Source organism: Lentzea sp. JNUCC 0626, assembly GCF_043632865.1.
Classification (GTDB): domain Bacteria; phylum Actinomycetota; class Actinomycetes; order Mycobacteriales; family Pseudonocardiaceae; genus Lentzea.
On sequence record NZ_CP171635.1, the window covers coordinates 7,538,152 to 7,550,539 of the forward strand.

Consider the following 12,388-nt stretch of genomic DNA (forward strand, 5'->3'; position numbering starts at 1 on the left):
GGCGGGAAAATGTCCGTGCGGGGATCATCTCGTGTTGCGATGTATTTTCACGATTTGGGCGTCGTTGACTCGTCTCGTGGGCTCGCCTGTACTTCCGCCCATGACCTTGTCCATTGCAGGAGTGGCCGCGCGGCCGAAATCCGCGCCGCCTGTTCAGGCGCGGAAGTTCAAGCTGCCACTGCGGTGGATCAGCCCGGTGGCGCTGGTTCTGCTGTGGCAACTGGCCAGCTCAACGGGTGTGCTGTCACCCGACAAACTCGCGTCTCCGCTCACGGTCGCCGAATCCGCCGGTGAGCTCATCGCCGACGGCCAATTGGGCGAAGCGTTCGCGGTGTCCATCACGCGCGTTCTATTCGGGTTTCTCATCGGCGGTTTGATCGGTGTCGTTCTCGGGCTCGCGTCCGGCCTTTCCCGCTGGGGCGAGACATTGCTCGACCCGCCGGTGCAGATGCTGCGGACGTTGCCGCACCTCGGCCTGATCCCGTTGTTCATCCTGTGGTTCGGCATCGGCGAGGAACCCAAGCTCGCGCTGGTCGCGGCCGGTGTCGCGTTCCCCCTCTACCTCAACCTGCACGCGGGCATCCGGCAGACCGATCCCGGCCTGCTCGAGGCCGCCCGCGTGCTCGGGTACAGCCGGATCGAACGGGTCGTGCACGTCGTGCTGCCGTCCGCCGTGCCACAAACCCTGGTGGGACTGCGGATCGCGCTCGGCACGGCCTGGTTGTCGCTGATCGTCGGCGAGCAGATCAACGCCGACGCGGGTCTCGGCTTCCTGATCAACAACGCCCGTGAGTTCCTCCGCACCGACGTCGTGGTCGTCGGCCTCGTGGTCTACGCGCTGCTCGGCCTGACGACCGACGCCCTGGTGCGGCTGCTGGAGAGGAGGGTTCTGCGATGGCAAAAGCGGTGAGCGTGCGCGGCCTGCACAAGGCGTTCGGCGCGCGGACGGTGCTGGACGGCATCGACCTGGAGGTCGAGCCCGGCGAGTTCGTGGCGTTGCTGGGACGCAGCGGGTGCGGCAAGTCGACGTTGCTGCGGATCCTCGCGGGCCTCGACCGGGACGTCGAAGGCACGGCCCAGGTCCCCGGCACGGTGTCGATCGCGTTCCAGCAGCCGAGGTTGCTGCCGTGGCGCAAGGTCTGGCGCAACATCTCGCTCGGTCTGCACAGGCCGGACGGCCGGGCGGTCGCTCTCAAGGCGCTGGAGGAGGTGCGGCTCACCGATCACGCCGACGCGTGGCCGCTCACGTTGTCCGGCGGTGAGGCGCAACGGGTCTCGCTCGCCCGCGCGCTGGTCCGCGAACCGGACGTGCTGCTGCTGGACGAACCGTTCGGCGCGCTCGACGCGTTGACCCGCCTGGCCATGCACCACCTGGTGGAAGACCTGTGGCGCAGGCATCAGCCCGCCGTCCTGCTCGTCACGCACGACGTCGACGAGGCGTTGCTGCTGGCCGACCGGATCCTCGTGCTCGACGAGGGCCGGATCGTCGCCACGCACCACGTCGACCACCCCCGCCCGCGTCGCCGGGCCTCCGTTGTGGAGCAACGCACTCGCGTGCTCGCCGACCTGGGAGTCGAAGTTGAAGAAGCCGCCTAACCGAAGCTGGCTCACCCTGCTCGCCGCGATCCTCTTCACCACCGGCTGCTCGACGGCGACCCAGTCCCAGGACACGCCCGCCGCCGACGTCGTGCTGAAGGTCGGCGACCAGAAGGGCGGCGCCAAGTCCGTGCTGACGGCCGCCGGTCTGCTGAACGACTTCCCGTACAAGATCGAGTGGTCGACGTTCACCTCCGGCCCGCCGCTGCTCGAGGCCGCCTCCGCCGGCGCGATCGACATCGGCGCGGTCGGCAACACCCCGCCGATCTTCGCCGCCGCCGCGAACGCCAAGATCGCCGCCGTCGGCGTCTCGAAGGGCCAGGTCGAGGCCGACGCGATCCTCGTGCCGGAGAACTCGCCGTTGCGGTCGGTCAACGACCTCAGGGGCAAGAACATCGCCGTGGCGAAGGGAAGTTCCGCCCACGGCCAGATCCTGCTGACGTTGCGCGCGGCCGGTCTCACCACCAAGGACGTCACGCTGAACTTCCTCCAGCCCGCCGACGCCTACGGCGCGTTCACCCAGGGCAAGGTCGACGCCTGGGCCGTCTGGGACCCCTACACCGCGCAGGCGCAGCAGGAGGCCAAGGCGCGCGTGCTGACCACCGGCGAGGGCAAGTCGAACGGCTACGGCTTCCAGGTCGCCGGCAAGAAGGCGTTGGACGACAAGGGGAAGAACCCGGCGATCAAGGAGTACCTGATCCGGTACTACAAGGCGCAGAAGTGGGCCGACACGCACCGCGAGGAGTGGGCGAAGGCGTGGTCCACCGAGACCGGGCTCAAGTACGACGTCGCGCTGGCCGCCGTGAACCGCAACGGCGACACCGTGGTGAAGCTGGACGACACGGTGATCAGGTCCGAGCAGGAACTCGCGGACGCGTTCACCGAGGACAAGACGTTGCCGGGCAAGGTCGACTTCGCGAAGTTCGTCGACACGCGGTTCCAGGGAGATCTCGCATGAGCATCACACTGCACTGGTTCCTGCCGACGTCCGGTGACGGCCGCACGGTCGTGGAGCACTTCCACGCCAACCGCGCGCCCGCCGCCGGGGCACGTCGTGAGCCGGACATCGACTACCTGGCGCAGATCGCGCGGACGGCCGAGCAGGTCGGGTTCACCGGCGTGCTCACGCCGACCGGCACGTGGTGCGAGGACGCCTGGCTGACCACGGCCGCGTTGATCGCGCAGACGAAGACCCTGAAGTTCCTCGTCGCGTTCCGGCCGGGCGTGCTCTCGCCGACGCTGGCCGCCCAGATGGCCTCGACCTACCAGCGGATCTCGCGCGGGCGGTTGCTGCTCAACGTCGTGACCGGCGGCGATTCCGTTGAGCAGCAACGGTTCGGCGACTGGCTCGACAAGGACCAGCGGTACGCGCGCACCGACGAGTTCCTCCAGGTCGTGCGCGGCATCTGGACGGGCAAGCCGTTCACGTTCCACGGCGACCACTACCAGGTGCAGGACGCGACCGCGCTGGCCGTGCCGGACCCGGTGCCGCCGATCTACTTCGGTGGCTCGTCGGACGCCGCTCTGCCGGTCGCGGCCGCGCGCGCCGACGTCTACCTGACCTGGGGCGAACCGCCGGCGGATGTGGCGGAGAAGATCGCGCGGGTGCGGGCGTTGACGGACCGGCCGATCCGGTTCGGCATCCGGCTGCACACCATCAGCCGGGACACCTCGGCGGAGGCGTGGGCGGCGGCCGCGAAGCTGCTGGACGCGCTCGACCCGGCGGCGGTCGCGCAGGCGCAGGCGCAGCTCGGTGCGTCGGAATCCGTTGGCCAGCAACGGATGCTGGCGTTGCACGGCGGTGACCTCAGCCGGGGCGTGCGCGGTCTGGAGATCTACCCGAACCTGTGGGCGGGCGTCGGACTGGTGCGCGGTGGCGCGGGAACGGCGTTGGTGGGATCGCACGCCGAGGTCGCGGACCTGATCGAGGAGTACCACTCCGTCGGCATCGAGGAGTTCGTGCTCTCCGGCTACCCGCACCTCGAAGAGGCGTACTGGTTCGGTGAGGGCGTGCGGCCCCTGCTGAAGCAACGCGGGTTGCTGGACAAGGACCGCACGCTTCAACTCGCTAGCGCTTGACCTTGGCCTCGACGGCCGTGTCGGGGTTGTCCGCGAACACGCCGTCGATGCCCTGCTCGAAGAACATCTCGTACTCCTCGAAGGCCCGGCCGTACGCGGCCGGGTCGGTCGAGGACCGGAAGTCCGCGGGCAGGAACGAGTTCTCGTTGCGGAACGTCCAGGAGTGCACGGTCAGACCGACCTTGTGGGCGTCCTTCACGATGGTGGTCGGCGCCTTCAGGAACCCGTTGGCGTCCCTGGGGATGATGATGTCCTTGGTGAGGCCGACGCCGTCCGCGTACGACCGCACCTCGCGCAGCCCGGCAGGGGTGACCAGGTCGGCGTAGGTGCGCTTGTCGCCGGCGACCACGAAGTCGTAGGGCTGGCCGGAGCCGTTGACGAGCTGGACGATCGGCACCCGCAGCGAGCGGTTGAGCTCCTTGAGGTTCGCGACCTCGAACGACTGCACGTACACCTTGGCGCTGCTGCGGTTCAGGCCGTTGCGGTTGAGCAGGTCGACGAGCTTCGGCTCCAGCGCGAGACCGATCGACTTGAAGTACGTCGGGTGCTTGGTCTCGGGGTAGATGCCGATCTCGCGGTGCAGTTCGCGGGACAGCCGCCGGGAGAGGTCGATGACCTCCTGCAGCGTCGGGATCTCGAACCGGCCGTCGTAGAGGGTGTTGCGCGGGCGGATCGCCGGGATGCGTTCCTTGGCGCGCAACGTCTTCAGCTCGGCCAGCGTGAAGTCCTCGGTGAACCAGCCGGTGACCGCGACGCCGTCGATCGTCTTGGTCTTCTGCCGGTCCTTGAACTGCGGCTTCTCGGCGACGTTGGTGGTGCCGCCGATCTCGTTCTCGTGCCGGGCGACCAGCTTGCCGTCCTTGGTCGGCACCAGGTCGGGCTCGATGAAGTCGGCGCCCATGCGGGCGGCGAGTTCGTACGCGGCGAGCGTGTGCTCCGGCCGGTACGCCGATGCACCGCGGTGCCCGATGACGATCGGGCCCTTGTCGTCGTGTGCCGAGGCGGAGGGCAGGGACGCCACCACCGCACCGGCGAACACGAGCACTACGGCGGCTAGACCTCTCCGATACATCGATCGACCTCCCATTTCGTGTTGAGAGCGCACCCAAGCATCGCAACACGAAATGCAGGTGAACGGCTATTCACGGGAAAGTGCGGCTTCCTCCAAGTCCAGTTCCCGCATCACCCGGAACAGCACCTCGTCGTCGATCTCACCGGCGTCGCGGGCCTTGACGAACTCGTCACGTTCGGCGCCCAGCATCACCCGCCGCAGCCTGCGGTAAGCGGCCGCCGGGTTCTCGTCCTCCTGGCGCCCCAGGCGCTCCCACGCGGCGTTGCCCCGGTGCTCGGCGAGCGCGCGCAGCTGGTCGCGCACGTGGTCGGGAACGTCCTCGACCTCCTCGTCCAGGCGCGTCACGGCCGCTTGCGCCGCCCGGTGCTGCACCTGCGCCTCCGCCAACGCGTCCTGGCGCGCGTCGTCGCCCGCGAAGCCGATCTTGTTGATCAGCCACGGCAACGTCATGCCCTGCAACAGCAGCGTCGCGACCGTGACCACGAAGGCACAGAACAGGATGATGCTCCTGCCCGGCATGTCCGGAGGGATCGCGGCGGCCGCGGCGAGCGTCACCACCCCGCGCATGCCGGTCCAGGCGATCACCGTCACCTGCCCGAGGTGCGGTTCGCGTTCCTTGCCGCGCAGGCGTTTCGACAGGTACCACGGCACGTACGTCGCCGGGTACATCCAGACGAAGCGCGCCAGGATCGCGGCGAGCAGCACCGCGCCGGCCCCGAGCAGCAGGGCGGTGTCCAGCTCCACGTCCTGGATGATCGTCGACACCTGGAGCCCGATGAGCGCGAAGACGAACGCCTCCAGCAGCACGTCGAGTGCCTTCCAGAGGGCCGCGTCCTGCAGCCGGGTCGAGTACCGGCCGCGCGGCGAGTGGTGGCCGACGTACAGGCCCGCCACGACGACCGCGAGCACGCCGGAGACGTGCGCGACCTCTTCGGCGAGCAGGTAGGCACCGAACGGCACGAGCAGGCCGAGAGCGCTCTCCAGCACGCCCTCGCAGAGCCGCTTGCGCAGGAACCTGACCACCACGCCCACGACCAGACCGACCCCGATGCCACCAGCGGTGACCAGCAGGAACAGCCCGACACCCTGCCAGGGGGCCATGGCGGTGCCCACCGCGGCCGCCACCGCGACCTTGAACGCCGTGAGCGCCGTGGCGTCGTTGATCAGGCTCTCGCCGACCAGCAACGTCATGGCCCGCCGTTGCAGGCCGAGCTTGCGGCCGATCGCGACCGCGGCGACGGCGTCGGGTGGCGCCACGACGGCGCCCAGCACGAGCGCGGCGGCGAACGGCAGGTCCGGGAACACCAGCTTGGCCACGACGCCGACGACCAGCGTCGTGAACAGCACGAGCCCGACCGCGAGCAGGCCGATGGGCCGCAGGTTCGCTCTGATGTTGAGGTAGGAGCTGTCCAGCGCGGCGCTGTAGAGCAGCGGCGGCAGCACCACCAGCAGGATCAGGTGCGGGTCGAGTTCGAACTCGGGCACGCCCGGTATGAACGAGACCACGAGACCGACGGCGACCAGCACCAGCGGTGACGACCAGTTGAGCCGGCGCGCGATCGCCGTGACGATCAACGCCCCGAGGAGCAGCAGCAGAAGTTCAGGCCCGTGCATGCTGCTCATTCTGCGTGTTCTGGCTGGCCTCGCAGTCTTTGCAGTCCCTTTGGATTGATCCTCTGGGGCTGTGATCGGCCCCACAGTACGGTCGATCCGTGGCCAACCCGGACCTCGCCCGCATCGTCGCGGAGCACGACGAGGAGATGCCGTCGCGTTCGCTCTCCCCCCGATGGGAACGAGCGCTGTGGATCTGCGGCCTGCTGATCGCACTGCTGGTGCTCAAGCAGGTGTTCTTCCCGTTCGCCAAGGGAAGCCAGTACTACCTGATCATCTTCCTGGCGGTGACGCTGCCGCTGGTGTTCCTCGCCTACGGCCGCGGACACACGCCGCCGTGGTGGGACTGGGTGCTGGCGGGGCTGTCGTTCATGGCGGGCGCGTACCCGCTGTTCGGCGGCTACGACGAGTTCCTGAACCGGCAGGGCCAGCTCACGACGCTGGACGTGATCGTCGGCTCGGTGCTGCTGGTCCTGATCCTGGAGGCCTGCCGGCGCACGACCGGCTGGGTGCTCCCGGTGGTGTGCCTGGCGTTCATCGCCTACGCCTACTACGGCGGGTTCCTGCCGCCGTCGTGGTCGATATCGCACTCCGGCGTCGACTTCCCGCAGATCATCAACGGTTTCTTCAACGACTCCAGCGGCTTCTACGGCACACCGCTGGACGTGGCGGCGACCTACATCGTGCTGTTCACGATCTACGGCTCGGTGCTGAACGCCTCCGGTGCCGGGAAGTTCTTCGTGGACATCAGCTTCGCGGCGTTCCGCAAGTCGCGGACGGCCCCCGGTCGCACCGCGGCCACGGCCGGCTTCCTGCTGGGCACGGTGTCGGGTTCGGGCACGGCGACGACCGTGTCGCTGGGCGCCGTGACGTGGCCGATGCTGCAGAAAGCCGGGTATCCCAAGGAGAACGCGGGCGGGCTGCTCGCGGCGTCCGGCATCGGCGCGATCCTGTCGCCGCCCACGCTGGGCGCGGCGGCGTTCATCATCGCCGAGTACCTCGAGGTCTCGTACCTGTCGGTGCTGGTCTGGGCGATCATCCCGACGCTGCTGTACTACCTGGGCATCGCGCTGGCCGTCGAGGCGGACGCGCGGCGGTTCGGTGCCCGGCCGGTCGACGTGGACGCGCCGCGGTTCTTCGACGTGCTCAAGCTCGGCTGGTACCACTTCCTGTCGCTCGGGATCATCATCGTGTTCCTGGCGCTGGACATCCCCGTCTACAAGGCCGTCGTGTACGCGACGGGCGTGGCCGCGCTGTTCGCGTTGATCAACCACCGGCGGGAGTGGCCGCGGCTGATCGCGGACGCGCTGTCGGTGGGCGTGCGGTCGGCGTTCCCGGTGATCGCGGTGTGCGCGGCGGCCGGTGTGGTGACGTCGACGATCACCAAGACCGGGCTGGGGCAAGCGCTTGCGGGGTCGTTGGTGGACCTGGCTTCGGTGTTCACGTCCGAACCCGTCGTGGTGCTGATGCTGACGGCGGTGCTCGCGGCCGTGGCGGTGTCGGTGCTCGGCCTGGCCGTGCCGGTGACGGCGTCGTTCATCATCTCGTGGGTCGTGATCGGGCCCGCGTTGATCACGCTGGGCGTCGAGCCGGCCGAGACGGCGATGTTCATCTTCTACTACGCGGTGTTGTCCGAAGTGACACCGCCGACTGCCCTCGCGGCCGTCGCCGCCGCCGCGCTGACCGGCGGCGACGTGATGAAGACCATGTGGCAGACGTGGAAGTACACGCTGCCCGCGTTCCTCGTGCCGCTGGCGTTCGTGCTGACCGACGCCGGTTCGGCGCTGCTGCTGCGCGGTCCGCTGCTCGACTCGGTGTGGGCGTTCGGAGCGTCCGCGCTGGGGGTCGCGGCGCTGGCCGTGCTGACCGGCGGCTGGCTGTTCGGTCCCGCGCGCTGGCCGGAACGCGTGCTGTGCGCGCCGGCCGCCTTGTTCCTGCTGTACCTGCAACCGCTGACGATCGCCATCGGGGCCGCGTTCCTCGCGGCGGCCGTGGTGGTCCACCTGGTGACCCGTGGGAGGGTTCGTGATGCTGCGTAAGTACGCGATCGGCGCGATCGCTTTGGCGCTCGTGGTTTCCGGGTGTGGCGGCAAACGCACGCCCACCACGCCGGACGCCTCGTCCGGTGGCGCGACGTGCGAGGCGTCGGACGGCCGGATCACGATCGCGACCGGCAACTCCGGTGGCGTGTACTTCGTGGTCGGCGGAGGCCTGGCGAAGCTGATCTCCGACAACTCGAAGCTGAAGGCGTCGGCGGCCGAGACCGGTGCGTCCGTTCAGAACATTCAGCAACTCGTGTCCGGTACGTACGACATCGCGTTCTCGCTGGCGGACACCGCCGCGGACGCCGTGAACGGCACCGGGGCGTTCAACGGGCAGAAGCAGAAGATCGCGGCCCTGTCGCGGATCTACCCGAACTACACGCAGGTCGTGGTGCGGGCGGACGCCGGGATCAACTCGATCGCGGACATGAAGGGCAAGCGGATCTCGACGGGCTCGCCGAAGTCCGGCACCGAGGTGATCGCCGGTCGGTTGTTGAAGACGGCCGGTCTCAACATCGATTCCGACGTGCAGGCGCAGCGGCTCGACCTGACGAAGACCGCGGACGGCATGAAGGACGGCAGCATCGACGGTCTCATTTGGTCAGGCGGTCTGCCCACGCCGCAGATCACGGACATCACCACGTCCATGAAGGACAAGGTGAAGTTCATCGACATCACGCCGTTGCTGCCGGAGATGAAGAAGATCTCGCCGGTGTACGACACGGCGCCGATCCCCGCGGCGACCTACGGGCTGGCCGAAGTTCCCACGATCGTGGTGCCGAACCTGCTCCTCGTGCGGGAGGACTTCGCGGCCAACAACGCTTGCGCCGTAACCAAGTTGATCTTCGACAAGAAGGCTGACCTGGAGAAGGTGCACCCGGCCGTGAAGGACATCGTTCGGGACAAGGCCTCGGCCTCCGACCCCGTCCCGCTGCACCCTGGGGCGAAGCAGGCGCTGGGCTGAACTACGCTGGGTCATCGTGCGCGTCCTGGTCATCGGGTCTGGAGCCCGTGAGCATGCCCTTGTCCTCGCGTTGTCACGCGACCCGCAACTGACTGCTTTGGCGTGCGCGCCAGGCAACGCAGGCATAGCCGGTCACGCGGAGATCTACGGCGTGGAGGTGTCCGACGCGGCGGCTGTGGCAGGCCTCGCGAAGGAGTGGAAGGCCGACCTCGTCGTCATCGGCCCCGAACAGCCACTGGTGGTCGGGGCCGCTGACGCGGTCCGCGCCCTCGGCATCCCGTGCTTCGGCCCGTCCCGCGAGGCGGCCCGGATCGAGGGTTCGAAGGCGTTCGCCAAGGACGTCATGAACGCGGCGGGCGTGCCGACGGCGCACAGCGAGGTCGTGGACAACCCGGCCCGGCTGGACTCCGCTCTCGCGCGCTTCGGGCCGACGTGGGTCGTGAAGGACGACGGTCTCGCCGCCGGCAAGGGCGTGGTCGTCACGTCCGACCTGGCCGCGGCCCGTGCGCACGCGATGACGTTGCTCGACGGCGGCCACCCGGTGCTGCTGGAATCGTTCCTCGACGGCCCCGAGGTGTCGCTGTTCTGCGTCACCGACGGCGTGTCCGTGGTGCCGCTGATCCCGGCGCAGGACTTCAAGCGCGTGGGCGACGGCGACGCGGGCCCGAACACCGGCGGCATGGGTGCCTACGCGCCCCTGCCGTGGGCGCCGGAAGGCCTGGTTTCGGAGATCGTGACGCGGTGCGTGCAGCCCGTGGTCGACGAGCTGCGCGCCCGCGACACCCCGTTCGTCGGTCTGCTGTACGCCGGTCTGGCGCTGACGTCTTCCGGCGTGCAGGTGATCGAGTTCAACTGCCGCTTCGGCGACCCCGAGACGCAGTCCGTTCTCGCCCTGCTGAAGTCGCCGATCTCCGCCTTGTTCCTGGCCGCTGCCAACGGAACTCTGGGAGACCTGGCGCCTCTGGAGTGGGAGAACGGCTACGCGGTGACCGTCGTGGTCGCGGCCGAGGGCTACCCGAACCGCCCGCGCACCGGCGACGCGATCACCGGCGCCGAGGCCGAGGGCGTCCTGCACGCGGGCACCCGCCGCCGCGAGGACGGCGCCGTGGTCTCCACCGGCGGCCGCGTGCTGTCCGTCGTGGGCACCGGCAAGTCGTTGGCGAAGGCCCGCGAGCGCGCCTACAAGCGCGTCGCGGACATCCACCTCACCGGCTCGCACCACCGTTCGGACATCGCCCTGAAGGCAGTGGAAGGAAAGATCACCCTGCCGTGAGCCTCCTGGGTTGCGTGCTCGGAGGAGCCGTGGGAGACGGTCTGGGTGCGCCGATCGAGTTCACGTCGATCGACAACATCCGCCGCTCCCACGGCCCAGCCGGCGTGGTCGACCTCCCCTCACTGGAGATCACCGACGACACCCAGATGGTGCTGTTCACCCTCGAAGGCCTGCTGGTGGCCCGCACCCACGGCGTGGACCCACGCCTGACCGTGCGGGCGGCCTACGCGCGCTGGCTGCACACGCAAGGCGGCCCACTGGTCGCTTCCGACGGCTGGCTGATGGCAGACCGCCGCCTGCACTCCCGCCGCGCACCGGGCCACACCTGCATAACGGCCTTGAAGCACAACGAAAAGAACAACTCCAAGGGCTGCGGCGGCGTGATGCGAGCCGCCCCGGTCGCCGTCTGGTCCCCAGACGTCCGCGAGGTCTTCTCGCTGGCCGTAGACACCGCCCGGATGACCCACCACCACCCCAGCGGCTACCTGTCCGCCGGCGTGCTGGCCGTGATCGTCCAAGCTCTCCTGTCCGGCGCGGACCTGGTTTCGGCCGTTGCTGTCGCTCGTGCCGAACTGGTCCGCTGGGACGGCCACGAGGAGCAGTCCTCGTTGCTGGACAAGGTGATGACGCTCGGCCCGTTGACCCCGGAGGAGATCGAGTCCTCACTGGGTGGCGGCTGGGTGGGCGAAGAGGCCCTGGCCATCGGCCTGCACGCAGCCCTAGTCGGCGACGACTTCGCCTCCGCGTTGCGCATCGCCGTCAACCACTCGGGCGACAGCGACTCGACGGGTTCGATCTGCGGCAACATCCTAGGAGCCCGCGACGGCGTGGACGTCATTCCGCAGTCCTGGCTGGCCGTCCTGGAACTCCGCGACGTGATGGAACGCCTGGCCCTCAGCTGGTGACGGGAATCCACAACTCGGCTTTGGCCTGGTCCCCGTCGATCTGCGTGCGCAACATCTGCGGCCCTTCCGCACTCTCGTAACTGTTGGACGGGAACCACTGCGTGTAGATGTCCCGCCACATGTACTGAATGGTCTCCGGATAGGGCCCCTCAGCCGTGAACACGGCCCACGTCCCTTTCTCGATGTCGAGCGTCTCCATGTCCTCGGGCGCTTCCCGGCTCGTCACCACCCCTTGGAAGTAGTCGAGCATCGAGCCCTCCTCGACCCCTTCCTGGTTGAACGTGAGCGCCAACATCCCTTGCGGATCCCCGTCGCTCAGCGCCTTCATCCGTTCCAGCGTCGGCATCCCGATGCCCTTGACGAACTCCACGATCGCCGGGTTCATCCCCAGATGCACCAACGGCACCCGCGTCCCCCGCCCGACGACGCGGAACGCCTCCTTCTCCACAACCCGGTACTCCATGCTCATGCTCCCCTCGATGGTCAACCTGAACGTGAGGATCTGCTGCGACCGCAACACCTTCTTGCTGGCCCGGGCCTCCTGAGGCCCAACCCCGTGCATGGCCTTGAAAGCCCGCGCAAAGGCCTCATTGGACCCGTAGCCCCACCTGACGGCGATGTCCAACAACGAACTCTGTCCACTAAGGACCTCATTCGCCGCTTTGGTGAGCTTCCGGCGCCTGATGTACTCGCTGATCGGAATCCCGGCCAACGCACTGAACATGCGCCGGAAGTGGTACTCGCTGGTACCCGCGATCCGCGCGAGCACCCGGACGTCGACCTCACCTTCGAGGTCGTCCTCGATGCGGGCCATGGCCTCGTTGAGTCGCTCCAACACGTGGTCAA

The 12,388-nt window shown here is 68.6% G+C and carries 11 protein-coding genes; 8 read left to right on the forward strand and 3 right to left on the reverse strand.

Annotated elements, in window-relative coordinates; all coding sequences use genetic code 11:
• Positions 1–100 precede the first annotated feature (100 nt).
• The 4 genes from JNUCC0626_RS34765 to JNUCC0626_RS34780 are packed head-to-tail and all read left to right on the forward strand — an operon-like array spanning position 101 to position 3,675.
• Positions 101–910, forward strand: a complete 810-nt coding sequence (locus tag JNUCC0626_RS34765; protein WP_394614965.1) for an ABC transporter permease — start codon at positions 101–103, stop codon at positions 908–910.
• Positions 895–1,596 (forward strand): ABC transporter ATP-binding protein, encoded by a 702-nt coding sequence (locus tag JNUCC0626_RS34770; protein ID WP_394614966.1) that lies wholly within the window; start codon positions 895–897, stop codon positions 1,594–1,596. The genes JNUCC0626_RS34765 and JNUCC0626_RS34770 overlap by 16 nt, the downstream gene beginning before the upstream one ends.
• Positions 1,580–2,554: an ABC transporter substrate-binding protein gene (locus tag JNUCC0626_RS34775; RefSeq protein WP_394614967.1), complete on the forward strand. Its 975-nt coding sequence runs from the start codon at positions 1,580–1,582 to the stop codon at positions 2,552–2,554. Before JNUCC0626_RS34770 ends, JNUCC0626_RS34775 begins: the two co-directional genes overlap by 17 nt.
• Positions 2,551–3,675, forward strand: coding sequence for an LLM class flavin-dependent oxidoreductase (locus JNUCC0626_RS34780; protein ID WP_394614968.1), 1,125 nt, complete (start codon positions 2,551–2,553; stop codon positions 3,673–3,675). The genes JNUCC0626_RS34775 and JNUCC0626_RS34780 overlap by 4 nt, the downstream gene beginning before the upstream one ends.
• Here JNUCC0626_RS34780 and JNUCC0626_RS34785 read toward each other — a convergent pair.
• The gene (locus tag JNUCC0626_RS34785) at positions 3,665–4,747 is read right to left on the reverse strand and encodes a glycerophosphodiester phosphodiesterase (protein WP_394614969.1); all 1,083 of its coding nucleotides are present in this window, start codon (positions 4,745–4,747) and stop codon (positions 3,665–3,667) included. The genes JNUCC0626_RS34780 and JNUCC0626_RS34785 overlap by 11 nt on opposite strands.
• A 66-nt stretch (positions 4,748–4,813) precedes the next feature.
• Positions 4,814–6,361 (reverse strand): Na+/H+ antiporter, encoded by a 1,548-nt coding sequence (locus JNUCC0626_RS34790; RefSeq protein ID WP_394614970.1) that lies wholly within the window; start codon positions 6,359–6,361, stop codon positions 4,814–4,816.
• Between the two features lie 146 nt (positions 6,362–6,507).
• Between JNUCC0626_RS34790 and JNUCC0626_RS34795 the strand changes: the two genes are divergently transcribed.
• The 4 genes from JNUCC0626_RS34795 to JNUCC0626_RS34810 are packed head-to-tail and all read left to right on the forward strand — an operon-like array spanning position 6,508 to position 11,542.
• The gene (locus JNUCC0626_RS34795; protein ID WP_394622166.1) at positions 6,508–8,397 is read left to right on the forward strand and encodes a TRAP transporter permease; all 1,890 of its coding nucleotides are present in this window, start codon (positions 6,508–6,510) and stop codon (positions 8,395–8,397) included.
• Entirely contained in the window at positions 8,387–9,364 is a 978-nt protein-coding gene (locus JNUCC0626_RS34800) for a TAXI family TRAP transporter solute-binding subunit (RefSeq protein WP_394614971.1), read from the forward strand. The genes JNUCC0626_RS34795 and JNUCC0626_RS34800 overlap by 11 nt, the downstream gene beginning before the upstream one ends.
• A 16-nt stretch (positions 9,365–9,380) precedes the next feature.
• Positions 9,381–10,637, forward strand: coding sequence for a phosphoribosylamine--glycine ligase (purD, locus tag JNUCC0626_RS34805; RefSeq protein ID WP_394614972.1), 1,257 nt, complete (start codon positions 9,381–9,383; stop codon positions 10,635–10,637).
• Positions 10,638–10,651: 14 nt separating this feature from the next.
• Positions 10,652–11,542 carry an ADP-ribosylglycohydrolase family protein gene (locus tag JNUCC0626_RS34810; protein ID WP_394622167.1) on the forward strand — a complete coding sequence of 297 codons (891 nt, stop codon included), beginning with the start codon at positions 10,652–10,654 and terminating at the stop codon, positions 11,540–11,542.
• Here JNUCC0626_RS34810 and JNUCC0626_RS34815 read toward each other — a convergent pair.
• Complete coding sequence (locus JNUCC0626_RS34815) at positions 11,532–12,380, reverse strand: AraC family transcriptional regulator (protein WP_394614973.1); 849 nt, start codon at positions 12,378–12,380, stop codon at positions 11,532–11,534. The genes JNUCC0626_RS34810 and JNUCC0626_RS34815 overlap by 11 nt on opposite strands.
• Positions 12,381–12,388 lie beyond the last annotated feature (8 nt).